We start from the raw sequence: 24,121 nt of genomic DNA on the forward strand, positions 1-24,121 counted from the left end.
ACTATTCAGGTAGATGCCACATTTTTCGACTCGTGCATCTACCAGTTTTGTCTGTAGAAGGGAAATTACAGCGATCGCACTGGCACTTCTTTTTGACTCAGATAAGACTTAATTTCGGCAATGCTCAATTGCCCGTAATGTAGGAGGGAAGCCAAAAGTGCTGCCTCGGCTTTACCTGTAGTCAGTGCTTGATAAATGTGTTGAGTAGTTCCCGCACCTCCAGAAGCAATGACCGGAATTTCAACTTGTGAGGAGATCGCGCTAGTTAATTCTAGATCGTAACCTGCTTGAGTCCCGTCAGCATCCATACTGGTAACGAGAAGTTCCCCCGCGCCACGTTGCTCGACCTCTTTCGCCCATTTCAGAGCATCTAAACCAGTATTTTCTCTTCCACCGCGAACATAAACATCCCAGCCAGGATTACTTGGATTAGCTCGCCTTTTCGCGTCGATAGCCACCACAATACATTGTTGCCCAAAGCGATCGCTAGCACTATTGACAAAATCAGGATTTCGTACTGCTGCCGAATTGATACTAACTTTGTCTGCACCCGCTCTTAACAAATTTTTAATATTTTCTAAGTTTTGAATTCCTCCCCCCACAGTTAGAGGAATAAATACTTGTTCAGCAGTACGGTAAACTACATCAAGAATAATATCTCGGTCTTCGTGAGTGGCGGTGATATCGAGAAAGACCAACTCATCAGCACCCGCTTCATTATAAGCTCGTGCTAATTCCACTGGATCGCCAGCATCTTGAAGATTAACAAAATTGACTCCCTTGACAACTCGTCCAGCATTAACATCCAGACAAGGTAAAATTCGTTTGGCTAACATAACAGGTTAAAGATAAGAGGTTGATTTATGAAGATTGAAAGACTAAAAGATAACTAACAAGTCAATCTTGAATTTTTGATCGCTAAATTTGCATCTAACGCCAAACTATAATTTACCCCAAAGTTGGCGGTTGTGATGCCTAGAGTAGTAAAAAATCCCTCAAACTGCCAAGATGTTATTTTGGGCAAGAGTATACAGACTTCCTAGTCTAAGATATAAAATTGACCCTAGAGCTAAGATCGAAAAAGCTGATGGCAATTAAAAGAACCTCTGAACAACAGGGTAAACTAATCTCGCGACGCACAGTTAAACCAGAAGAAAAAAAACAGTCTCCCCCAAAGAAAAAACCGCCAGAAAGAGATCGTATCCTGGAAGCGACAGCCGGAGTAGAGGAAACTGATAGTAACGAAGAAAAAATTCGACCTCAGCGTCTCGCCGATTATATCGGACAAAAGGATTTAAAAGAAGTTTTGCAGATTGCGATTCAAGCCGCTAAAGGAAGAAATGAGGCAATGGATCACTTGTTGCTGTATGGTCCCCCTGGATTAGGAAAAACCACAATGGCGACGATTTTAGCTACAGAAATGGGCGTTAATTGTAAAATTACTGCCGCCCCCGCGTTAGAACGTCCGAGGGATATTGTGGGGATTTTAGTTAGTCTTAATCCTGGAGATATACTATTTATCGATGAAATTCATCGCTTAACAAGGATGAGCGAAGAATTACTTTATCCAGCGATGGAAGATTGCCGTTTAGATATTACCATCGGCAAAGGACAAACAGCCAAAACTCGTAGTTTACCCTTACCCAAGTTTACCTTAGTCGGTGCAACTACTCGCGTCGGCTCGTTAACTGCACCATTACGCGATCGCTTCGGGATGATTCAAAGATTGCGTTTCTATGAAATTGACGAATTAACCCAAATAGTCTTGCGTAGCGCCGAAATTCTCCAAACCGCCGTAACTGAGTCAGGAGGACAAGAAATCGCCCGTCGCGCTAGGGGAACACCGAGAATCGCTAATCGCTTGCTGAGGCGTGTCAGAGACTATGCTCAAGTGAAAAAACAGGATACAATTACCCAAGAAGTAGCAGCCGAAGCCTTAGAATTGTATAACGTCGATCGTAACGGCTTAGATTGGACAGATCGACTGGTTTTAAGCGTAATGATCGAACAATTTAAAGGAAGACCAGTTGGGTTAGAAGCGATCGCCGCAGCTACGGGAGAAGATGCAAAAACTATTGAAGAAGTTTACGAACCATACTTACTGCAAATCGGCTATTTAAACCGTACAGCAAGAGGTCGCATTCCCACGGAAGCAGCGAAAAAGCATCTCGGCTACAATTAATTGGGAATAATTAACTTTCTTCTTCAATCGAGTCTAACCAATTAGTTAAATCAGTCAAAGCAGTAAAATCTAATAACGCTTCAGCTAATTCTTCCAACTGAGAAAGAGACAATTGCTCAATTTGCGCTTCTAACTCAGATTCAATCGTACCAAAACGTCGTAAGATTAGGCGCATAACTAAGGAACGAGCTTCTTGTTGAAGACTTTCACTTCGTCCTTGTTGAAGACCCTGTTGAAGACCTTCTCGCAGTATCCTTTGATAAATAACTGACTCGCGCATAATGTCATCGGTGAATAATTGAGCAATCAAACTTTCTTCAAAACGCAAACCAGCCAGAAATTAGCCGAAGACAAAGAAAATTAACTTTGTTGTTCAATCGAGTCTAACCAATTAGTTAAATCAGTCAAAGCAGTAAAATCTAATAACGCTTCAGCCAATTCTTCCAACTGAGAAAGAGACAATTGCTCAATTTGCGCTTCTAACTCAGATTCAATCGTACCAAAACGTCGTAAGATTAGGCGCATAACTAAGGAACGAGCTTCTTGTTGAAGACCTTCAGTTCGACCTTGTTGAAGACCTTCATTTCGTCCTTCTCGGAGTATCCTTTGATAAATAACTGACTCGCGCATAATGTCATCTGTGAATAATTGAGCAATCAAACTTTCTTCAAAAGACAAACCAACCAGAAATTAGCCGAAAACAAAGAAAATTAACTTTGTTGTTCAATCGAGTCTAACCAATTAGTTAAATCAGTCAAAGCAGTAAAATCTAATAACGCTTCAGCTAATTCTTCCAACTGAGAAAGAGACAATTGCTCAATTTGCGCTTCTAACTCAGATTCAATCGTACCAAAACGTCGTAAGATTAGGCGCATAACTAAGGAACGAGCTTCTTGTTGAAGACCTTCAGTTCGACCTTGTTGAAGACCTTCATTTCGTCCTTCTCGGAGTATCCTTTGATAAATAACTGACTCGCGCATAATGTCATCTGTGAATAATTGAGCGATCGCACTTTCTTCAAAACGCAAACCAGCCAGAAATTAGCCGAAAACAAAGAAAATTAACTTTGTTGTTCAATCGAGTCTAACCAATTAGTTAAATCAGTCAAAGCAGTAAAATCTAATAACGCTTCAGCTAATTCTTCCAACTGAGAAAGAGACAATTGCTCAATTTGCGCTTCTAACTCAGGTTCAATCTTACCAAAACGTCTTCTCAACTGGCGCATAACTAAGGAACGAGCTTCTTGTTGAAGACCTTGTTGAAGACCTTCAGTTCGTCCTTCTCGGAGTATCCTTTGATAAATAACTGACTCGCGCATAATGTCATCTGTGAATAATTGAGCAATCAAAGTTTCTTCAAAACGCAAACCAGCCAGAATTTCGACACAAGCGGAAATATTCTGCTGTCGTGTTGATTCTTCAATAGTAGCGACTCGTTGAGCGATTTGGGCTAACAAATTTTCTGGAGAGTCGCTGCGAGTTAAAGTTGCTAGGGGTAACAAACCAGGGTTAGCAAGAAATAAGGCTGGATCTTGCTGCCAAAGACGGATGACGCGATAACGATGATAAGTGTTAGTATCCTCGTAGCGGTCAATGTATGCTAGTTCCGAAGTTGTTTCCTGTAAAAAGATTACCACTTGCGCGATCGCACAACCATATTGTCGCTTCAGCCGGACATAATAGTCCAGCATTCTTAACGGTATGGGTGGACTTGAGTAAGGTAGAGTTTGAAACTCCACTTGGAGAATTAAATTACCCGCTTGCAAGAAAGTTAGGGAGTCAGCCAGAATTGGTTCGATGCTTAACTCAGTTTTGAGAACTTCTACATTCTCAACTTCTCTTCCCAGTAACCAACGCACAAAGTCTTCTGGGTAATTTTCAGCGAGATATTTACAAGCGTTGTCGTAAGTCAAATTATCCTCAACAAGAGATTATGGAGGATAGTATAACTAGATTCGGGAAAAAAGGCGATCGCTACGGCTACCATGTTAATCACGTATTTCTCTCAATACTCTAACTACTCGATTCACCTTACTAAAGGGATAACCAAAACCAGTTAGTTAAAGTAAAATTTTAACTACAGAATAGTTAAATCTAAATGCCAGCAAAAGACATTTATCACGATATAGTCAAGAATGCTCTAATCAAAGATGGATGGACAGTTACCGACGATCCATTAAGGTTAAAATGGGGATTAAGAGAACTTTTTGTAGATTTAGGGTTAACAAAGTTAATCTCTGCTCAAAAAGCTAATCAAACAATTGCTGTAGAAATTAAAAGTTTTACTAATCCCTCTCCTATTGCCGATTTAGAACAGGCATTAGGGCAATATCTGATTTATCAGGCTATTCTAGAAGAAACCAAACCAGAATATTTTCTGTACTTGGCAATTCGTCAAGTAACTTACGGAGCCATATTTTCTGAACCAATTGGTAATTTACTTATTCAGAAGTACCAAATAAATTTACTTATTTTTGATGCAAAAAAAGCGGAGATAGTGCGATGGATAACTTAGACAATTACCGAAATATAATTCAAAACAAGCTCAAAGAATATACAGAAATACCTTATGCTTATGGCGATTTACGCTGTCGTTTAATTGTCAGTGATGACCAAAACAATTTTTTATTGATTACCCAAGGCTGGGAAGATGATTTGCACGTTCATGGTTGTTTAGTGCATCTGGAAATCATTCAAGATAAAATTTGGATTCATCGAGATGGAATAGAAGATGGTATCGCTAACGAGTTGGTAGCAGCAGGAATTCCTAAAAGCCAAATTGTTTTAGGCTTTCATCCTCCCGATGTTCGTCCGTTTACTGAATTTGCAGTGAGTTAAAATTTTTTCAAATGAAAACACTATATCTGAGTTTGCCAATTGCATTGCGCTGATTCTCTAGCACAGGGGCAATAATAGGTATTGATAACTAGGTAACGAAAATAAACGATGATACGTTGGATTTTAAGTCTGCTGTGTGTGCTGTTAATATTTTCCTCCACTGTGCCTGCTTGGGCGCAGGATATCCAAGCGCCAGAATTTACGGAGGAGTTGTTACAACAGGGGGATGAAATTGCGAGAAAGGCTTTTGAGGCTACGGATAGAGGCGATTTTGCTGAGGCTGAGGAATATTGGACGCAAATAATTGAGATGTTTCCGACAAATCCTGCTGCTTGGAGTAATCGGGCGATTTTACGTCTGAGTCAGAATAAAATAGATTCGGCGCTAACTGATTTGAATGAGGCGATCGCGCTTGCTCCTAATGCTGCCGATCCTTATCTTAACCGTGGTATTGTCTATGAGGCAAAAAAAGAGTGGCAAAAGGCGATCGCGGATTACAATCGAGTCTTAGCGATCGATCCTGATGATGCTTTGGCTTACAATAATCGTGGTAATGCTAAGGCAGGACAGCAAGATTGGGAAGAGGCGATCGCAGATTACCAAAAAGCGGCGGATCTTGACCCTAATTTTGCTTTCGCCCGCGCTAATTATGCTCTCGCTCTCTATCAAACTGGTAAAGTAAAAGAAGCGGAGCGAACTATCCGCAATCTTGTTCGCAAATATCCCATGTTTCCTGATATGCGTGCTGCTCTTACTGCTATTCTTTGGGAACAAGGTCAACAAGGAGAAGCGGAAAGTAATTGGGTTGCGGCTGTTGGAATTGATAACCGCTATCAAGACTTAAATTGGGTGAAAAATACTCGCCGTTGGCCCCCCCTGATGGTAACTGCTTTAGAGAAGTTTCTCAAGATAGATTGAATTATATCACTCGTTGTTTAAATACTTACAATTTAGCCCGCGTAGGCGGGCTTTGTTCGTGTAGCCTATCCTTTAGTCGTCGGGTACTAAAAATTAATTTCCTCATCAAACAAAATGAGATTATACCGTTTTGCTAAATGAATGCTACAGATACATACTCTGTAGAGACGTTGCATGCAACGTCTCTACACAATTTCATGTAGCGTAAATAAAGCAAATTGGTATTATTTGGTCATCGCAAATGGTATTATTACTCGCCAAAAATGCTATTATTGGTTATGTAAAATGTAATTATTTTTCGTCGAAAATAGGATTATTTTTCATCAAAAATGGTATTATTGGTCATCCTGAGCGAAGCGAAGAATCTCCATAGATCCTTCGCTTCGCTCAGGATGACATTGGAAATGAATTTTCGCTCAGGATGACATGAGGAAATGAATTTTCGTTCAGGATGACATGGGGAAATGAATTTTCGCTCACGATGACATTGAGCAATAGATAGATTGATTACTCACGATGACATCGAGAAATAGATAGATTGATTACTCAGAATGATATTGGAAATCAATTTTCGCTCAAGATGACATTGAAAAAAGTATTGATTTTTCAGAATGACATTGATAAAAGAATCTAGATTTATCGATCCTTAATCAACTGCTGAATTAACTCTGGTGTTAATTGTTCGACATTATTTATAACCGTAACTGCACCAGCTTGCTTTAATTTTGTTCGATAAGCTTCTTGACGCTCATTGTTTTCTTGAACGTGAGGAGGTAAAACACCAACTCCAAGCCAATTTCTCTCTGGTACAAGATTTTTTGCCTTGACAACTGTGTACATATCTGCAACAGTATCACCAACATAAATTACTGGATTATTGTTGTCTGAATCTAACTGAGCGACTGTAGCTAATAATCCTGTAGGATCGGGTTTTCCTGGTGCATCTTCCATTGCAATTAAAACAGGTTTTTCTAGTCTGAGACGCTTGACTAAAACGTATTCAGCGCTTCCTCTGGTTGCACCGCTAAAAAAGCCCCAGCTAATCTGATTTGCGGTCAAATTTTCTAGATATTTTCCTTGCAATAATAGCGGTTCTGTGGTAATGTAACCGTTCCAATTTTCCGGGTCTGTACCGCGATAACGAGATTGGAAAAAAGCTACTAAGGTATCGTAATCTAATTGTAGGCGATCGCGCCCTTGACCAATAGACTCAAAATAACGAAAGACCAATTCTTGAGAGCCTTCCCAATCATTATTCCAGATTCCTTCCGATTTTAGCGAATCGATGTCTGCTTGACTTGGACGATAAGCACCATTAGTAAAATGCTCCACCGTATCAGCTAAAGCTCGTCGATAAGAGCCAGCGACATCGCGAATTACCCCATCAATATCAAAAATAACTATAGCACTCATCACAAAACCAAGAATAAGAATAAAGACTCAACTAAATTAGTTGAGTGAGGTAGAATAAAGTGTTGTCAAGTTTTCTTTTTTCCATTTTCTATGAACGTAACAAAGCCAATGGAGGTGTCATTGGAATCAAGGTTTGTATTAAAGATTCTTTGGTTAGACAAAGATGTAGCGATCGCAGTAGACCAAATCGTCGGTAAAGGTACTAGCCCTTTAACTCCTTATTATTTTTGGCCCCGGAATGATGCTTGGGAACAGCTAAAATCTGAACTCGAAGCAAAAAGCTGGATTTCTGAAACTGAGCGCATTGAACTACTCAACAAAGCTACAGAAATCATCAACTACTGGCAAGAGGAAGGTAGAAGAGTTCCTTGGAATCAAGCTCAAGATAAGTTCCCAGAAGTAATCTTTACTGGCAGTAATTAAACATAATGAGCAATTTTTGCTCACAAAAGGCTAGTTTAATTTGTTTGCCGATGAACGCAGAGCGGGGCAGATTAGCAATTCTGCCCCAATTTGTTTTTTTTTGCCTGCTGGCATTAAACCATACCGCCCGCAGCTTGAAAGCGAGCGCGAGCGCGTTTGAGGGCTTGAGTTGCCTGAATTTTTTCTTGACGATTATTACTATTTTCTGCTTGATTCAGCCGTTCTTGAGCTTGATTGTAAGCGCTACCAGCAGTGTCTTTGTCAATTTGGTCGCCTCTTTCAGCACCATTGACCAAAATAGTTACTTCATCATTTTCTACTTCAGCGAAACCGCCCATTAGCGCGATCGCTACCCAATCTTTCCCGGGACGAACTCGCATCACGCCAATATCTAAGGCGCTTAACAAAGGAGCGTGACCAGTAAGAATACCTAATTGTCCGGTGGTGGAAGGCAAAATTACTTCGTCAGCATCGGAGTCCCAGACTGTACGGTCCGGAGAAAGTACGCGCACGTTTAAAGCCATTGTTGTTGCTTAGTTCTCAGTTGTTAATTTTTACGCTTGCAGGGGCGCAAGTTACTGCACCCCAAGGAATTAGCTATTAGCTAGACTTCATTTTTTCAGCTTTGGCGATCGCCTGGTCAATGTTACCAACCAGATAGAACGCTTGTTCGGGCAGATCGTCTAATTCTCCCTTGAGAATCATTTGGAAGCCTTTAATTGTTTCTTCCAAGCTGACATACTCACCAGGAGAACCTGTAAATACTTCCGCTACGAAGAAAGGTTGAGATAAGAAACGCTCAATTTTCCGGGCGCGATCTACAGTTCGGCGATCGTCTTCAGACAATTCATCTAAACCTAAGATGGCGATGATGTCTTGCAATTCTTTATAACGCTGTAAAGTTGCTTGTACCGCGCGGGCTGTTTCGTAGTGTTCGTCACTAACGATTCCCGGCTGTAACATCGTAGACTTAGAATCTAGAGGGTCTACCGCCGGATAAATACCTTTCGATGCCAATCCACGAGATAATACCGTGGTTCCATCCAAGTGAGCAAAGGTAGTTGCTGGTGCGGGGTCAGTTAAGTCATCCGCAGGTACATAAACCGCTTGAATAGAAGTGATCGAACCTTCTTTAGTCGAAGTGATGCGCTCTTGTAAGTCACCCACGTCAGTACCGAGAGTAGGCTGATATCCTACCGCAGAAGGCATCCTTCCGAGTAGCGCTGATACCTCAGAACCAGCTTGAACGAAACGGAAGATATTATCAATAAACAACAATACGTCTTGCTTGTTGACATCACGGAAATATTCCGCCATTGTCAAAGCAGACAAACCTACCCGCATTCTCGCACCAGGTGGTTCGTTCATCTGACCGTAGACCAAGGCAATCTTCGACTCGTTTAAGTTGTCTTTGTTGATTACATTGGATTCGATCATTTCATTGTAGAGGTCGTTACCCTCGCGGGTACGTTCGCCCACACCGCCAAACACAGATACACCACCGTGTTTCGTAGCGATGTTGTTGATCAATTCCATCATGATTACGGTTTTGCCAACACCCGCACCACCAAACAAACCGATTTTGCCGCCGCGTCGATAAGGTGTCAACAAGTCGATTACTTTGATACCTGTTTCAAAAACTTGTGGTTTGGTTTCCAGGTCAGTTAGTTTGGGTGCAGGGCGGTGAATGGGGAAACTTTCTTCGGCTTCTACTGGACCTTTGTTGTCTACAGGTTCGCCTAAAACGTTAAAAATGCGACCTAAAGTAGCTTTACCTACGGGAACGCTAATCGGTCTGCCCAGGTCAGCAACTTCCATCCCGCGTACTAACCCGTCTGTACCACTCATGGCGACGGAACGTACTTGGTTATCGCCGAGTAGCTGCTGCACTTCACAAGTTACAGCTACGTCTTGTCCGGCTTCGTTTTTACCTTCGATTCTTAAGGCGTTGTAAATTTGCGGCATTTTGCCAGTGGGAAATTCGACATCGACCACAGGACCGATGACTTGGGTGATTCTGCCAGCGTTTGTTTTTTCTGTTGTCGCTACCATATTGGGTGTTTATTTGGTGGTTAGCTTGCGATAGTGGCGCTTTGATCCCGATCGCCCTAAAGGAGATCGAGGACAAAAGCGCAATCTTTTAATTTAATTTAAAGATTGCCATCTTACAGATTAACATTGAAGGCGATCGCTGAAAATCCTTTATTTGCTTGACTCACTCGCTCAGGTGGTTTTACCTGACAAGCTCCTGGCGATCGCTTTATTCTTTATCATAAGTTGCGTTTCTTGTCAATTTGTTACGCGATGGCTACGCCGACCTCGCCGTACGCTCATTTTGCCTTACCGATCGAGCTTAAATATCCGCGAATCAAGAACAAATCACGATTGTTTACAATCTATTTACAGAGGTTTACCAAGATTTTTAATAAAGATTTAATTTTTTTGACAACTCCACCCAAATAGGGCTTATCCTCCTATTGTAGGAAGAGGCAGAAGTATTTTATTTTTGCTCCGATAACTTTGAAGTAGTTTTTTACGAATATGGTTCCTAACTTAATTCGCTCTCTGTTAGTATCTAGCTTAATCAGCTTTGCCGCTCCTATTTTTTCCATTGGAACTATCTTAGCTGTATTATCTCTGATTGGTTACGTTCCAGGTTTAGAGCTAGTCGGGAAGACTGCGGCTGAGGGAGTCGTCGATTTTCTCACTGTCTTCGGTAGCGGCTGCGCTTGGAATGGGATTGTGACGATCGCTTTTTGTTGTGCTTTAGTTGGAGGTTTATTCGATCTCTCTACTTTCTATCGCTATCAACACTTAGGTAGTGAATAGCATAAAAAAGTTATTTTGTCAAGAAGGTTAAAGTTAGATTTAGGTAAAATCAAGGGCTAGGGGCAGCAAATACAGGAAATTTTGCCACCCCCAATCGAGGCTAACTAGCCAGCGAAACCTAAGAAGACAATGGCGATCGCGCCCACTAAGGCAAAAATAGTCAGCACCTTACCAGCATTAGGGCTTCCCTTCCAAGAATAATTTTTGTTATCCATAATTAGTTTACTGTTCTTAACACTTCCACACTTATTGTTACATTTTCTGACGTAGATGCAAAGCTATCAGAAGATAGATAATCAATTGTGTTTCCCAGTTTTCTACCCAAATCAGTCAAACAGCTAAAAGAGTCAAGTGCGATCGATTTAGCGAAAAAAATCAAGCAAAGTCTAAATCTTGACTCCTCTGCATCCCCAACCAATAGCCACAGCTTATATTCAAGAGAGAATTAAACACTTGGTTTCTCAAATTGGTAACTAAATACTTTATATTTTTCCCCATAAAGCTAATCCACCTCCGCGTCCTCTCGCCGCAATTAGGCGATCGCTAGTGATAAAATAGGCAAAAAATGCTTGCTTGGCAATCTTGTCTTGCAAAAATCTGGCTTCAGCTTCTTTACCACCACGAATATAGCCATCATAGAAAGTTATACCAAATAATTTTACTTTCATTTGGGTAAAATCGAAAGCAAGAATATTTTTCGGAGATAAAAATTTAACGGGACCTTGGAGAGAAAGTTCTAAACCGCTAAACTGAACCGTATTTTCGACTTTTCCTGCTGTAAATTTGTCTTGCGTTTGCGATTCATTTAGTTGGGAATAGGATAATTTAATGGTAAGCCAACTAGGAAGATAACGTCCCGAACCTAAAACAATTCCTGCACGTTGGCGTGTTTTTTTTGTACCTGTAATAAAGCATAATTTCCATGTCCCAATAAGTTGTTCGTAATTAGAGGAATGTCTTTCTTTTTTAGCAACTTTTTCTGCTTGTAAAAGGGCTTTAACTACATTGTTAGGATCGGGTTTATTGCGTTGACGTTTAGTTACTGAGTTAGCAGCTTCAATTAAAAGTTGATTATGATTCATTTTGAGTTTGTAATTAATACTTAGTGTTATTTGAGATCTTGTTGGTAGTCAGCGCTAAAGTGCTGTGATAATGAGGACTAAAGTCCTCACTACTAACTAACATTGTTGGTAGTCAGCGCTAAAGCGCTGTGATAATGAGGACTAAAGTCCTCACTACTAACTAACATTGTTGGTAGTCAGCGCTAAAGTGCTGTGATAATGAGGACTAAAGTCCTCACTACTAACTAACATTGTTTGTAGTCAGCGCTTTAGCACTGTGATAATGAGGACTAAAGTCCTCACTACTAACTAACATTGTTTGTAGTCAGCGCTTTAGCACTGTGATAATGAGGACTAAAGTCCTCACTACTAACTAACATTGTTGGTAGTCAGCGCTAAAGTGCTGTGATAATGAGGACTAAAGTCCTCACTACTAACTAACATTGTTGGTAGTCAGCGCTTTAGCGCTGTAATAATGAGGACTAAAGTCCTCACTACTAACTTGGGATTGAGAATTAAAGTCCTTACTATGATATGAATTAATTAGCTACTACTGACGGTGACAAACTAGCTATTACTTCCACTTCATACTCTTGCTCAAAAAATTCTTTTTTGTAAGCCAAATTCCATAATTCCAAAGCACAGTCATCATTAGGATCGTGGGGAACTAAACTAAGATGTAATTCTTTATTTTCGGGCTTATATTGACATTTTACTTGTTTGATTGCGCCAATTTGTCGGCGATCTAAAGCGACAGCTAAGCGTAAAATCGCACCAACTTGATTTACTAGGTGACGATATTGTTTGTTAGGTAAGTTTTTGTAGTTATCGTGCTTTTTCTTAGGTTTACTTTTGCGGTGGTAGCGGGCTAAATTAGCGATTACTTCAACTTCTGTTTCAGTAAAACCTAATAACTCGCCATTACGAATAAGATAATAGGAATGTTTGTGGTGTGCTGAGTGGGAAATATACAAACCACTATTGTGCAAAATTGCCGCTGACCAAAGTAATTCTCGTTCTTCGTTACCCCAGCAGTGTAAATCTCCTTGAATTTGGTCGAAAATACTTAAAGCAAAGTTAGCAACTTGGTTACTGTAATCGAAATTCACTTGATATTTATGAGCAAGTTTGTAGACGCTGCGCTGACGAACTTCGCTTTGATACATTAAGCGATTTTCGATTAAACCGTGAGTGAGCATCCAATCAACAATTATGCCTTCGCGCAAGGCTCGTTCGCAAATTGTTATTGATTCAAGCTCGAGCATTTTCATAGCTTCGAGCAAAATGATTGCACCCGGGACAATAATTTCGGCTCGTTTTTCTGACATACCTGGAACTTTGGCGCGATCGCTATAATTGAGAGCAGCTAGTTTCTTAACTATTGCTTCTAAGTCTTGACGGCTGAATTGATATGCGTGTAGGGGACTGGGTACCGTTCCGAGATATTCTTTCGCGTGAATTTCTGCTAAAGTTTCAATAGTTCCCGACGTTCCGACTAAGTGCAGTTTTTCACCACTGACAAGACGCGATCGCATTTCTTCCACAGGACGTTCTAACATTCCCCGCACGTATGCTTCTAAGTATTGCCTTTCTTTGTCGCTAATCGGATCGGTACTAATAAATTCTTGAGTTAAACGTACTGCACCAACTTTGGTACTGCTAAGAAAACGCGGTTCGTGACTATCTGCAAGGATTAATTCGGTTGAACCACCACCAATGTCAATAATAACGTGAGGATGGTTGTTAAATTCCATCCCCGATAAGACACCGAGATAAATTCGTCGGGCTTCTTCTTGACCAGAAATTAAGTTGACAAAAATCCCTAATTGTGAATAAACTGCTTCTAAAAATTCGCGACCATTGGGGGCTTCGCGAACTGCGGAAGTAGCTACAGCGACAATTTGTTCTGCATTGAAACTGATAGCTAAATCCTTACAGCGTTGCAAAGCAGCAAAAGCCCTTTTCTTCGCCTCTGGAGTCAGATTACCAGTTTTCGGCTCGCGATCGCCAAGTCGGACTGTATCTTTTTCTTTCGCAATAATCGTAAAAGCAGGTAAATTAGATTCGAGACGCACGACGACCATGTGAATTGAGTTCGTACCAATATCAATAGCCGCAAGAATACGTTCGCGATCGTTATCTAAATTAGCTAAATTTGCTGGATCTGTTTTAACTTGAGAGAGAGAATTAACCATATTGCCTGTTACACTCGAAATTGCTACCTCAGCCTGCTTTATCAAAGATATAACTTAAACGGATTATTATTAAATTCACTGACAAAAAAAAGATGGTCAACGCGGTTCAACCAGAACAAATACCTACTTGGCTCAAAATTATTAAGCTACTGCGGTGGGATAAACCAGCAGGAAGACTAATTCTCATGATTCCTGCATTATGGGCGGTATTTTTAGCTGCTGAGGGCAAACCGCCATTACCATTAGTAGGAGTAATCATTTTAGGAACTTTAGCCACCTCAGCCGCAGGTTGTGTAATTAATGACTTGTGGGATCGTAACATCGATCCGCAAGTAGAAAGAACCCGATCGCGTCCTCTGGCTGCTCGCGCTCTTTCGCTTAAAGTAGGAATAATTGTCGCGATCGCTGCGCTAATCTGTGCCGCGATTTTAGCTTTTTATCTCAACTGGTTTAGTTTCTTCCTCTGCTGTCTTGCAGTACCAGTAATTGTTTGTTATCCTCTCGCCAAGCGGATTTTTCCCATTCCCCAACTCGTTTTAGCGATCGCCTGGGGTTTCGCCGTTTTAATTAGTTGGAGTGCCGTTACAGGCAATCTTACCACCTCAACTTGGCTACTTTGGGCAGCAACCGTCAGTTGGACATTAGGCTTTGATACCGTTTATGCAATGAGCGATCGTGAAGACGACCGCAAAATTGGCGTTCGCTCCAGCGCCCTATTTTTCGGCGATTACGCGGCTGATGCCGTCGGAGTCTTTTTTGCTGCCACAGTTGCTTTTCTTGCCTATCTCGGCGTTATTAGTAGCTTGGGAATTGGTTTTTGGCTAGCTTGGGGTATCGCAGTTGTAGGTTGGATTTGGCAATACACTCGCTTACGCTTACCCGAAGTCCCCAAACCAGTTTACGCCGCAATCTTTCGCGAAAATGTCTGGCTTGGCTTTATTGTACTCGCCGGAATCGTTACTGGTTCGCTTATTAGGTAGTTGGTGATTGGGGATTGGGGATTAGGGATTGGGGATTAGGGATTAGGGATTAGGGATTAGGGATTAGGGATTAGGGATTAGGGATTGGGGATTAGGGATTAGGGATTAGGGATTAGGGATTAGGGATTGGGGATTAGGGATTAGGGATTAGGGATTAGGGAGACAAGGAGTATAAACTGATAACTGATAACTGATAACTGTTCACTGAACCCAGTCACCAGTCACCAGTCCCCAGTCACCAGTCCCCAGTCACCAGTCCCCAGTCACCAGTCCCCAGTCACCAGTCCCCAGTCACCAGTCCCCAGTCCCCAGTCCCCAGTCCCTAGTCACCAGTCCCTAATAAGTAAATTTGCTTAAGTCTCAACGTAGATGACAAAAAAGGAAAATTCTAACTAAGATTTCCTCGAAAGACAGTCAGACAGGGAAGGAGAACAATCAACGAGCGACCGGATAAAATAAAGAAAGCCTCTAAATTTTGCCAGTGGGGATGCGTGGGTATCAAATCATCACAAACAAATGTACAAATGCCAAAAATGTTGAAAGCATTGCAAAAACGCTATCAACAACGTTGGCGACCCCGACATCTTCTGGTAATGTTAGCGATCGGAGGAACGACGATCGCTGTAAGTACGATCGCTATGATTAGCTACGGTGTTGTCCGCAGTTTGATTCTGGAAATATTACGAGATGATGCCTTATCCCAAGTAAAACAAGAAGTAACAGAAATTGATGGTTGGTTGGCAACTCGGAAGGCGGAAATCAAAACCCTTGCTAATTCTCCGATTATTCGCACTGCAAACTGGACAACAGTTGAACCTTATTTACAATCAGAGCAAGAAAGATTACAAAATGATTTTCGTTCGCTTTCCTTAGTAAAACCGAATGGCAATTTTTTTAGCACTAATGGCGGACGAGGTAATATAAAAGACCGCAAACATTTTCAAGTTGGGATGACAGGAAAAACTCACATTTCCGATCCCATCCACACTCGTGTAGGTAACGATCCTGTAGTAGTAGTAACAGCCCCATTAAGATCTCTATCTTCCCCAGAAGAGGAAATCGTCGGCACTTTGAGCGGTACAATTAGCATCGATCGTCTCGCTAAAGAAATTAAGGAATTAAAATACGGTCAGGGGAGTTATGCTTTTGCAATTAATTCTCAGGGCGTACCGATCTTACACCCCGATCCCAATAAGGTAGGAACAGAAGATCGCACCGCAGCCAGCTTGCTCGATTCAGAAGAGCCAGATTTAGCCGCGATCGCGCGGAAAATGCAAGCACGGGAAAAACAAATTGAACAAATAACTCTCAATGGCGACTCAGTTTATATAGCTTATTTTCCCTTAGACGAGACAAATTGGTCAGTAGCTTTAGTGATTCCTAGCGAAAATATTGAAGCAGAATTGTTAGAATTAAACATCTTAGCAGGTGTGTTAGGAGTATTGCTAGCACTGGGAACAGTAGTCGCACTTCGACAAGTACAATTATTCGAGCAAACCCGCGCCCGCGCTGCAAAAGAAGCTTTACTTAATCGCTTAACAAATCGCATTCATGCTTCTTTGGATTTAGAGGAAAGTTTACCCGCTACCTTAGCGGAATTTGCCAATTTACTAGGTTTAGAGCGAGTTGTTTTTGGTTGGGACGACCGCCAAAATCAAACATTAGAAATTGTTTGCGAATACCGTCAACCAGAGTTACCCAATTGGAAAGAAAATTTTAGTTGTTTCTCTTTACGAGATCTAGAAGCCCGTTTGTTATCTGAAAGTAAAACAGTTCAACTAAAACGAGAAAATCAAACCCATATTGAACTGAAAAGCGGTCAATATCAAGCCTTAGCAATTTCTACTCAAATCGGCCATCAAGGTTACTTAATCTGTATTCACGGTACTCCCTGGTTATTAAGTAAAAGCGAAAAAGAATTATTAGACGCGATCGCCAATCAACTCGCGATCGCTTGCACTCAATCTCTACTCTACAAACAAACTCAACAACAAGTTAAACTCCTTGATAGCGCTCTTTCTTCTCTCGAACGCGAACAACAGCAACTACGAGAAGTAATTACCAGCGCTCCTGTAGCAATGGCAATGTTCGATTTATCAATGCGCTATTTGGCTCACAGTCAGCGATGGTTACAAGATTATGACTTAGGAAAAGAATCTTTAATTGGTAAATCCAATTACGAAGTATTTCCCGACTTACCTAAACGTTGGACAAACGAACTAAATCGTGCTTTTGCAGGAGAAATAGTTCATTGTCCTGAAGACATTTGGGAAAGAGCAAACGGCGAGAAAATTTACCTGCGCTGGGCAGTTCAACCTTGGTATACTCCAGAAAAAGAAATTGGTGGCTTAGTCTTAGCTACACATCGGATTGACGAATTAGTTCAAGCGAGAGAAGCCGCAATCAACGCAGCCCGTTACAAATCTCAATTCCTCGCTAATATGAGCCATGAAATTCGTACTCCGATGAATGGCGTTTTAGGTATGGCTGGCTTACTCAGACGAACTCAACTCGATCGCCAACAACGCGAATATACCCAAACAATTGAAAATAGCGCCCAACATTTATTAACTTTAATTAATGATATTCTTGATTTCTCTAAGCTCGAAGCGGGAGAAATGCAACTAGAAAAACTTGATTTCGATCTCTTGAATTGCTTCGATGAAGTAATTGAAGTTCTCGCTCCTCAAGCTGAAGAAAAAGGGATCGAACTAGCTACTTTAGTTAATTCTCAAGTCGTTCGCAAGTTACGCGGAGATCCAGCCCGCTTGCGTCAAGTGCTACTTAATCTTATCGGTAATGCAATTAAATTTACCGACTCTGGAGAAGTGGTTTTACAGGCAAAAATGGTTAGTCAAACCACCAAAACAGCAACAATTCGTTTTGCTGTCAAAGATACAGGAATCGGGATTCCTTCAGAAGCTCTAAATAAGCTCTTTCAATCATTTTCTCAAGTTGATGCTTCAACTACACGTCAATATGGAGGCACCGGTTTAGGACTAGCGATTTGCCAACAATTAGTAACTTTAATGCAAGGAGAAATTGGTGTAAAAAGCGAGCTTGGCGTTGGTTCAACTTTCTGGTTTACTGCTCGCTTTGCTAAACAAAATGTTACTAAGGTTCCCGAAGTTCCGGCAATTTTAAGTAAACTCAAATGCTTAATTGTTTCCGCAAGCGCCACAACTTGCCAGTCAGTACGTTATTTACTTAAAACTTGGGGAATAGAACATCTTGATGAAGCCGTAGATCGTACTGAAACTTTGCAAGCGTTGCATCAAGCAGCTACTTCTGGAAATCCTTATAAAATCGCTATTATTGATACTCAATCAGCTTCAATCGACCTTGAAGATTTAGTTAGAACAATTCAATCAGATCCCCAACTAGAAACAACTGAAGCGATCGTCATGACTTCGATAAAACATCAAGATCGAATTCAAAAGTTAATAGATTTAGGAGTTTCTAATTACTTAAGCAAACCAATTAGAGCTTCTCAACTTTTTGACGCGCTGATGAATGCTCTCGCAAATCTATCGTCAGAAATTGCTTCCCAAATTAGATCGGACGAATTTTCAAATAATACTTATCCAGAAAATTCTGACACTTTTACTAGATCAGAAAAATTGTCTGGTTTGGAAGTCTTGCTGGTAGAAGATCATCCAACTAATCAACAAGTGATTTTAGGTCAACTGGAGATGTTAGGCTGTGTGGCTGATTGTGCGAGTAACGGTGAAGAAGCACTTTTATTTCTCAGTAAAAAAAGTTATGATTTAGTTTTGATGGACTGTCAAATGCCAGTGTTAGATGGCTACGAAACTACTAGACAAATACGCCAAAAAGAAGGTCAAAATAATCATACAGTAGTTATAGCTTTGACGGCTCACGCGATGCCAGAAGACCGCAATAAATGTTTAGCTGCGGGAATGGATGATTATCTTAGCAAACCAGTGGTTTTGGAAGGTTTAGCTGAGATTTTAGAACGTTGGGCAAAAGTTACAGATCGTAATTCTTTTGAGAAAAAAGATACTCAAGAAAATACTATCGAACCTGTTGCTAAAACAGCAGATAGTAATGGTAGCATTAAATCAGAAAATTGGGAATCGCGCTTACAAAAAATTGTTGATTGGCAGCGTTTAGAAAGAGTTTCTCGTGGTAAAGCAGCATTTCAGAAACGCTTATTAGAAATTTTTGTTAAGACTACCGAACAGGATTTAGTTGCCTTGAAAGCGGCAATTGAGGCTGAGGATACTAAAAAGATACAAGCAAAAGCGCACCGGATTAAAGGTTCGGCGGCGAATGTAGGAATGCTTAATTTGCCAAAACTGGCGGCAGAGTTAGAGAAGTTAGCTAAGTCTAAAAGTTTGCAATCAGCAAAGGAAGTTTTCGAGGATATTGAACGAGAGTTTCTTGAACTTGCATCGGTAGTAAATTCTTAAGTTAAAAATGAGAAAAATTGTCATTGGTGTGATGGGTCCGGGAGACAATGCTACTAAAGGCGATCGCGAGAATGCTTATCAATTAGGTAGGTTAATTGCTCAAGCCGATTGGGTACTACTCACTGGTGGGAGAAATGTGGGGGTGATGGATGCAGCAAATAAGGGTGCCAAAGCTGCTGGTGGCTTAACTGTAGGTATTTTACCAGGTAATAATACTTATGGTATTTCCGAAGCAGTAGATATCGCGATCGCCACCGATCTCGGTAATGCTCGCAATAATCTTAACGTACTTTCTAGCGATGTCGTAATTGCCTGCGGAATCGGTGCGGGTACAGCATCGGAAATTGCTTTAGCATTGAAAGCAGGTAAACCAGCGATCTTATTAACCGAAGATCGCATCGTCCAAGATTTTTTTACCAGTATCGCACGATCTCAGCTTTTGTTTGCAACTAACCCTCCAGACGCGATCGCCCTTGTTAGGGGATTGATAACTGATAACTGAATCCCCAATCCCCCTAGGGATGGATGCTCAAATTTCACTAAAATTACTATAATTCTTTAAGTTTTATTGCGATAGCTTGGTAAAATTTAAGCTGATGACTCCTAATGCCCTCAATTGACTAAATTCAATTTGGAGCAAAAAAGAAAACAGAGAGGAAAGAACACAATGGCATACGAACTTCCACCATTACCTTACGATTACAAAGCACTCGAACCTCATATTTCCGCTAGTACCCTTGAATTTCACCACGACAAGCACCATGCTGCTTACGTGAAAAAATACAACGCGGCGATTGAAGGTACAGAATACGCAGATATGCCGCTCGAGGAAGTCATCAAAAAAATTTATGGTGATGCTTCTAAACAAGGTTTATTTAACAACGCTGCTCAAGCTTGGAACCACACTTTTTACTGGAACAGCATGAAACCCAGTGGTGGTGGTGCGCCTTCTGGAGCAGTTGCTGACAAAATCAAAGCTGACTTTGGTAGCTACGACAAATTTAAAGAAGAATTCAAGCAAGCTGGTGCTACTCAATTTGGTAGCGGTTGGGCTTGGTTAGTCCTAGATAATGGCAAACTGGAAGTTATCAAAACTCCTAATGCAGAAAATCCCCTCCATTTAGGAAAAACCCCCTTGCTGACAATGGATGTTTGGGAACACGCTTATTATCTCGACTACCAAAATCAGCGTCCTTCTTACATCGATACCTTCCTCGATAGCCTCGTAAACTGGGACTTTGTTGCCTCAAATATGTAGCGCTTAATCGAGAGGACAAACAAAAAGAAAAAAATTAGTTAATAATTAAAAAGTTTAGCTGTTAGAGCTTGATTTTCAGGCAGTTAACAGCTAAACTTTTTTACTTAATTAACGCTCTCAATACTTATGAATCTACGCATCGGTAACGGCTACGATATCCACAAATTAGTCCCAGGACGACCTTTAATTCTCGGTGGTGTAGAAATTCCCCACGAATTGGGATTACTAGGACACAGCGACGCTGATGTCCTCACCCACGCGATTATGGACGCAATGTTAGGTGCATTAAGCTTAGGAGATATCGGACATTATTTTCCTCCCACCGACCCCCAATGGAAAGGAGCAAATAGTTTAACCTTATTAGAGCAAGTTAACGAACTTTTGTTAGCACAAAATTGGCAAATTAGCAATATAGATTCGGTAATTGTTGCCGAACGTCCGAAACTAAAACCGCATCTCAAAACAATGCGTGAAGTCCTTGCTAAAACCTTAAACATTAACCCCAACCAAATCGGAATTAAAGCTACTACCAACGAAAAATTAGGTCCCGTAGGACGCGAAGAAGGAATTTGTGCTTACGCTGTCATTTTATTAAATAATTAACCACAGATAAACACAGATTAACGCGGATAAGTAATACAATTTATCTGTGTTTATCTGCGTGCATCTGCGGTTTCTATTTTAACCAGTTTTCCATAGCTTCTGTAGACTTGACTAAGTGCATTCCCGCTTCAGCAAATCTTTTAAAAGCTTCGTCAGCTTGAGGTGTATAATCTACAACTCCAGGAACTACAACTGGCGAAGTACAATCTGCAAGTAAATAGATGTTTTGGGTTAAATTAGCATCTCTAGTTTGGATTTCATTTAATAAGTCGCTAATTGTCCAAGCAACACAATGACTTTTAGCTTGTCCTGCGATAATTACTGCATCAAATTCGAGTAAATATTCAATCAAAGCTGTGTTTTTTTCCGCGATTTTCTTACCTCGATCATCTTCTAAAACTTCTGGTTGTAAGACTGAGTAATTTTCAGTTAAAGGATTACTTCCTTTCATTTCATAACGAGTCTGACTATCTCTGGCAATTGAATGGAAAAACAAGGCTTCTTCAACCGCAGAAACTAACGCATGACCAATTCCACCTAACATTCCATGATAGGGCCAAATTGTTAAAGGAAATTTGCCACTATTACTTAATTGTTTTGTGTAATGGAGGGCGTATTTTTCTAAGTCTTGGTAATTCCAACTGGAAAGATTATCGGCGACAGCAGGATTAACTTTCCAAACTCCTTTTTCGACATCTTCTAGAGAAATATTAGTTGCATTTGGTTGAGGATGTTCGCCTTCTTGGTTAAGCCAAAAACGCGGATGAAAAATTTGCATTGAAGTATGAGTATCCATTGTTGCTGTTATCTGAGTAATAGTTCCCAAATTACGATAAATAAATTCGCACAAACGGATATTATCTTCAATTGCACCTCGACCAGATTTACCAGCAACAAATAATTCAAAATCTGGATGACAAAAAGTATTTTGTACGTCGATAAGTAACAAGCAAATTCGAGTTTTGTCTGTTGCTGCGGCTGGGATATTGTGAGATTTTGCCCAATTTTGAGCTTCGACGAATCTTTCTTGATAAGGTACTCGCCAAACTTCGCTGACTTTAGTAGTATTGAAGAAAGAGGGAAGGGGAAGTTGCTGGGTAGTTGGGGATGACATAATCTTACTCCTAGCTGCCTTTGATTTTATCCTACAAGACTTTATGTAGTTATTGCGTAACTACAACAATTATAGTCTTCCCTTAATAATCAGCTAGTTTTTTAGAAAATATTTAGCTAAAATTTAATTTATTCGGAGTAAAATAAGAGTTATCATGATCAAATCAAAAGACAAGATTGAATTACCATCTAGCGCCGAATTACCTGAGTCGGATGGCTTACCTGTGGATAACGAATTACATATTTTAGTCCCTAATTTTCTCGGCTTTATTCTTGGTTTCATTTGGGCGGAACGCTTTGATTGGTTCTGGGGAACTAATATGGGTATATATTACTCTAGAAGTGTCCATCCACGAGTACCAATTGTTCCCGATGGTTTTTTGAGTTTAGGAGTAGAACGAATTCGGGAAAATAGACTAAGAAGAAGTTATGTTGTTTGGGAAGAAAACGATATAGCTCCCATTTTTGCTTTGGAAATTGTCTCACTAACTCCTGGCGGTGAATATGACGAAAAAATGAGGAGATATAGTCAATTGGGTAGTCTTTATTATCTCATTTACAATCCTGATTTTTGGCAGCGAGATAGACGGGAACCTTTTGAAATGTATCGCTTAGTAAATGGAACCTATCAACGTCAAATTGGAGAACCTTTTTGGATGCCGGAAATAGGTTTAGGAATTGGACGTAGTATCGGTTTTCATAAGGGTTTTCAGCGCGAGTGGTTGTACTGGTTTGATGAGAGGGGAAATCGTTATAATTCTCCAGAAGATACGGCAATTCTTGAACGACAACAACGTGAATTAGCAGAACAAGAAGCTAATCAGTTAAAGAGTTTACTTGCTCGCTATCAAAACAGATTTGGTGAGTTAGCTGAAAATGAGTAGGTGAAAATAGTTTAATGAGTTATGTGTTAGGAATTGATGGAGGTGGAAGCAAAACTATTTGCCTGCTTGTAGATGCCAAAGGTAATATTTTGGGGCGAGGTGAAGCGGGAAGTTCTAATTATCATACGGTGGGTAAATTAGCGGCTTTTCAATCAATTCTTGAAGCTATAAGTAAGGCAATTGGTGAGAAAAATAATCTGGAAATTGAAGGAATTTGTTTTGGTTTAGCTGGTGTAGGTCGTCCGCAAGATAGGGAAGTTGTAGGAGGTTTTATTCAACAACTTCAAGAAAGCAATTTGGGTGCAAATTTTTTGTCTCTTTCACCAGCAAAAATAATTGTTACTCACGATGCAGAAATTGCTTTGGTTGGTGGAATTGGTGGTGCGGTTGGGGTTGGGGTTATTGCGGGAACTGGTTCAATTGTTTTTGGATGTAATTGTCAGGGAGAAACTTGGAGAGTGGGTGGTTGGGGTCATGTTTTAGGAGATGATGGTAGCGGGTATAAAATTGCTATTTCTGGTTTACAAGCAGCACTGAAAGCTTATGAAGGACGCTCTCAAAAAAGTTTAATTCAAGAGCTTTTGCAAGGGAATTATGGTATTATGAATTCAGCAGATATAATTGCGGCTGTGTATCGAGAAGGTTGGGGAGTAAAAGAAATAGCAGCTTTGGCTCCTTTGGTTGGTGAGGCTGCAAATAAGGGCGATAAAATAGCTAGACAAATTGTTGAACAAGCGGCGATTGATTTGGTAGAAGCTACGCGGGTAACGATAGATAAACTTTTTCAGCAAACGGAAGTTGTTGAAGTAGTTATTGTGGGAAGTTTATGGCGAGGTTTTGATTTAATGCGAGGAAAATTTACTGCTGAATTAAAGTTGCTATTTCCGCAAGTAAAAGTTATTTTACCTCGCCACGAACCAGCTTATGGAGCGAGTTTATTAGCTTTAAAAAATTTGACGGAATGTGGCGATCGCTACGGACTCGTTTGATAA

At 40.6% G+C, this 24,121-nt stretch carries 24 protein-coding genes; 13 read left to right on the forward strand and 11 right to left on the reverse strand.

Translation table 11 applies throughout. The annotated features are described in order from the left end of the window. Positions 1–65: 65 nt before the first annotated feature. Positions 66–836: an imidazole glycerol phosphate synthase subunit HisF gene (gene hisF, locus G3T18_RS09315; RefSeq protein WP_224410274.1), complete on the reverse strand. Its 771-nt coding sequence runs from the start codon at positions 834–836 to the stop codon at positions 66–68. Positions 837–1,087: 251 nt separating this feature from the next. Between hisF and ruvB the strand changes: the two genes are divergently transcribed. Beyond that, positions 1,088–2,182 (forward strand): Holliday junction branch migration DNA helicase RuvB, encoded by a 1,095-nt coding sequence (gene ruvB / locus G3T18_RS09320; RefSeq protein WP_224410275.1) that lies wholly within the window; start codon positions 1,088–1,090, stop codon positions 2,180–2,182. Positions 2,183–2,192: 10 nt separating this feature from the next. Here the strand turns inward: ruvB and G3T18_RS09325 are convergent, their stop codons facing one another. The 4 genes from G3T18_RS09325 to G3T18_RS09340 are packed head-to-tail and all read right to left on the reverse strand — an operon-like array spanning position 2,193 to position 4,094. Then, positions 2,193–2,510 (reverse strand): DUF4351 domain-containing protein, encoded by a 318-nt coding sequence (locus G3T18_RS09325; RefSeq protein ID WP_224410276.1) that lies wholly within the window; start codon positions 2,508–2,510, stop codon positions 2,193–2,195. Between the two features lie 32 nt (positions 2,511–2,542). Beyond that, a complete protein-coding gene (locus G3T18_RS09330; RefSeq protein WP_224410277.1) occupies positions 2,543–2,860 on the reverse strand; it encodes a DUF4351 domain-containing protein in 318 nt (105 codons plus the stop codon). 32 nt (positions 2,861–2,892) lie between these two features. Continuing rightward, positions 2,893–3,210 carry a DUF4351 domain-containing protein gene (locus G3T18_RS09335; RefSeq protein ID WP_224410278.1) on the reverse strand — a complete coding sequence of 106 codons (318 nt, stop codon included), beginning with the start codon at positions 3,208–3,210 and terminating at the stop codon, positions 2,893–2,895. 32 nt (positions 3,211–3,242) lie between these two features. Beyond that, positions 3,243–4,094 carry an Rpn family recombination-promoting nuclease/putative transposase gene (locus G3T18_RS09340; protein ID WP_224410279.1) on the reverse strand — a complete coding sequence of 284 codons (852 nt, stop codon included), beginning with the start codon at positions 4,092–4,094 and terminating at the stop codon, positions 3,243–3,245. 185 nt (positions 4,095–4,279) lie between these two features. On the opposite strand from G3T18_RS09340, the gene G3T18_RS09345 reads away from it, so the two are divergent. The 3 genes from G3T18_RS09345 to G3T18_RS09355 all read left to right on the forward strand — a co-directional run bounded on the left by G3T18_RS09345 (position 4,280) and on the right by G3T18_RS09355 (position 5,937). After that, on the forward strand, positions 4,280–4,696 hold the full coding sequence (locus tag G3T18_RS09345) for a XisH family protein (protein WP_224410280.1): 417 nt from the start codon (positions 4,280–4,282) through the stop codon (positions 4,694–4,696). After that, on the forward strand, positions 4,684–5,019 hold the full coding sequence (locus G3T18_RS09350; protein WP_224410281.1) for a XisI protein: 336 nt from the start codon (positions 4,684–4,686) through the stop codon (positions 5,017–5,019). The genes G3T18_RS09345 and G3T18_RS09350 overlap by 13 nt, the downstream gene beginning before the upstream one ends. 108 nt (positions 5,020–5,127) lie before the next feature. Beyond that, positions 5,128–5,937 (forward strand): tetratricopeptide repeat protein, encoded by an 810-nt coding sequence (locus G3T18_RS09355; protein WP_224410282.1) that lies wholly within the window; start codon positions 5,128–5,130, stop codon positions 5,935–5,937. A 636-nt stretch (positions 5,938–6,573) separates the two neighbouring features. Here the strand turns inward: G3T18_RS09355 and G3T18_RS09360 are convergent. Further along, positions 6,574–7,350 carry a TIGR01548 family HAD-type hydrolase gene (locus G3T18_RS09360; protein WP_224410283.1) on the reverse strand — a complete coding sequence of 259 codons (777 nt, stop codon included), beginning with the start codon at positions 7,348–7,350 and terminating at the stop codon, positions 6,574–6,576. Positions 7,351–7,458: 108 nt separating this feature from the next. On the opposite strand from G3T18_RS09360, the gene G3T18_RS09365 reads away from it, so the two are divergent. Continuing rightward, positions 7,459–7,773, forward strand: a complete 315-nt coding sequence (locus G3T18_RS09365; RefSeq protein ID WP_224410284.1) for a 30S ribosomal protein PSRP-3 — start codon at positions 7,459–7,461, stop codon at positions 7,771–7,773. A gap of 113 nt (positions 7,774–7,886) precedes the next feature. Here G3T18_RS09365 and atpC read toward each other — a convergent pair whose 3' ends face one another. Both atpC and atpD read right to left on the reverse strand, forming a co-directional pair. Further along, positions 7,887–8,297, reverse strand: a complete 411-nt coding sequence (gene atpC / locus G3T18_RS09370; protein ID WP_224410285.1) for an ATP synthase F1 subunit epsilon — start codon at positions 8,295–8,297, stop codon at positions 7,887–7,889. A 76-nt stretch (positions 8,298–8,373) separates the two neighbouring features. Then, positions 8,374–9,825, reverse strand: coding sequence for a F0F1 ATP synthase subunit beta (atpD, locus tag G3T18_RS09375; protein WP_224410286.1), 1,452 nt, complete (start codon positions 9,823–9,825; stop codon positions 8,374–8,376). A 489-nt stretch (positions 9,826–10,314) separates the two neighbouring features. Here atpD and G3T18_RS09380 point away from each other — a divergent pair, with 489 nt between their 5' ends. Then, positions 10,315–10,602, forward strand: coding sequence for a hypothetical protein (locus tag G3T18_RS09380; protein WP_224410287.1), 288 nt, complete (start codon positions 10,315–10,317; stop codon positions 10,600–10,602). Positions 10,603–11,084: 482 nt separating this feature from the next. Here G3T18_RS09380 and G3T18_RS09385 read toward each other — a convergent pair whose 3' ends face one another. Beyond that, a complete protein-coding gene (locus G3T18_RS09385) occupies positions 11,085–11,684 on the reverse strand; it encodes a hypothetical protein (protein ID WP_224410288.1) in 600 nt (199 codons plus the stop codon). A 518-nt stretch (positions 11,685–12,202) separates the two neighbouring features. Continuing rightward, positions 12,203–13,858 carry a Ppx/GppA phosphatase family protein gene (locus tag G3T18_RS09390; RefSeq protein ID WP_224410289.1) on the reverse strand — a complete coding sequence of 552 codons (1,656 nt, stop codon included), beginning with the start codon at positions 13,856–13,858 and terminating at the stop codon, positions 12,203–12,205. Between the two features lie 92 nt (positions 13,859–13,950). On the opposite strand from G3T18_RS09390, the gene G3T18_RS09395 reads away from it, so the two are divergent. From G3T18_RS09395 to ispF, 5 genes are all read left to right on the forward strand, one after another. Continuing rightward, positions 13,951–14,838, forward strand: coding sequence for a 4-hydroxybenzoate solanesyltransferase (locus G3T18_RS09395; RefSeq protein WP_224410290.1), 888 nt, complete (start codon positions 13,951–13,953; stop codon positions 14,836–14,838). 524 nt (positions 14,839–15,362) lie between these two features. Next, positions 15,363–19,271, forward strand: a complete 3,909-nt coding sequence (locus G3T18_RS09400) for a response regulator (RefSeq protein WP_224410291.1) — start codon at positions 15,363–15,365, stop codon at positions 19,269–19,271. Between the two features lie 7 nt (positions 19,272–19,278). Further along, the gene (locus G3T18_RS09405) at positions 19,279–19,773 is read left to right on the forward strand and encodes a TIGR00725 family protein (protein WP_224410292.1); all 495 of its coding nucleotides are present in this window, start codon (positions 19,279–19,281) and stop codon (positions 19,771–19,773) included. Between the two features lie 165 nt (positions 19,774–19,938). Then, positions 19,939–20,529 carry a superoxide dismutase gene (locus G3T18_RS09410; protein ID WP_224410293.1) on the forward strand — a complete coding sequence of 197 codons (591 nt, stop codon included), beginning with the start codon at positions 19,939–19,941 and terminating at the stop codon, positions 20,527–20,529. A gap of 126 nt (positions 20,530–20,655) precedes the next feature. Further along, positions 20,656–21,132, forward strand: a complete 477-nt coding sequence (gene ispF, locus G3T18_RS09415; RefSeq protein WP_224410294.1) for a 2-C-methyl-D-erythritol 2,4-cyclodiphosphate synthase — start codon at positions 20,656–20,658, stop codon at positions 21,130–21,132. Positions 21,133–21,205: 73 nt separating this feature from the next. Here ispF and G3T18_RS09420 read toward each other — a convergent pair whose 3' ends face one another. Beyond that, entirely contained in the window at positions 21,206–22,246 is a 1,041-nt protein-coding gene (locus G3T18_RS09420) for a cysteine hydrolase family protein (protein WP_224410295.1), read from the reverse strand. A gap of 154 nt (positions 22,247–22,400) precedes the next feature. On the opposite strand from G3T18_RS09420, the gene G3T18_RS09425 reads away from it, so the two are divergent. Further along, on the forward strand, positions 22,401–23,129 hold the full coding sequence (locus tag G3T18_RS09425) for a Uma2 family endonuclease (protein WP_224410296.1): 729 nt from the start codon (positions 22,401–22,403) through the stop codon (positions 23,127–23,129). Between the two features lie 14 nt (positions 23,130–23,143). Further along, the gene (locus G3T18_RS09430; RefSeq protein ID WP_224410297.1) at positions 23,144–24,118 is read left to right on the forward strand and encodes an N-acetylglucosamine kinase; all 975 of its coding nucleotides are present in this window, start codon (positions 23,144–23,146) and stop codon (positions 24,116–24,118) included. Positions 24,119–24,121 lie beyond the last annotated feature (3 nt).

Source organism: Oscillatoria salina IIICB1 (assembly GCF_020144665.1).
In the GTDB taxonomy this organism is placed as follows: domain Bacteria; phylum Cyanobacteriota; class Cyanobacteriia; order Cyanobacteriales; family SIO1D9; genus IIICB1.